Consider the following 604-nt stretch of genomic DNA (forward strand, 5'->3'; position numbering starts at 1 on the left):
TCTAAAATATGTTCGCCAGCTTGAGGAGAAAGAAGGTTCATAGCACTTCCTCCAAATGAAGAAACAAACGGAAGATGATACACTTGAGCAATTTTTTGTTGGTTAACAGTTTGACTCATGAAGTGATTCCTCCTTTGTAAAAGATGATGACTATCGTTTTATAAGAAGAAACAAGCTTTGAATAGTAGATATGAAGTTATTGATAGAATTATACCATATATCTTACTTATTATGCCGAAAACTGCAAAGAAAAAGCGCACCAAACTTCTAGCTTGGGCGCTTACAAGCACGAACTATTTTATAACCATTAACTTAACCAAACTGAACAAATAGGGGAAGATCCGTATGACCCATCTCACGTACGTAGACGTATAAATTTCCTTTATGATGAATTTCATGGTCAATGGCCATTTGTAAAAGTTGACTTCCAGGAAGCTTTCTTCCAAACGCTGCAGTGGCGTCAATTGTTTTGTTTAAATCATCTTCGCTAAGTGAACGTAATACGTCTACTGTTTTTTGGGTATATTCAGCTGCAAGATCCGATAATGACTTACCGCTAAAATCAGCTTTTTGACCAAGTGGCGATAAATCACCGGATTTTACC

1 protein-coding gene is annotated in these 604 nt (G+C 36.6%); it reads right to left on the reverse strand.

Annotation, left to right across the window (positions count from 1 at the left end):
- Positions 1–312 precede the first annotated feature (312 nt).
- A partial coding sequence (locus AC1DRF_RS31455) for a DinB family protein (RefSeq protein ID WP_477742756.1) occupies positions 313–604 on the reverse strand: 292 nt, incomplete at its 5' end.

The organism is Priestia sp. P5_B4 (genome assembly GCF_056400385.1).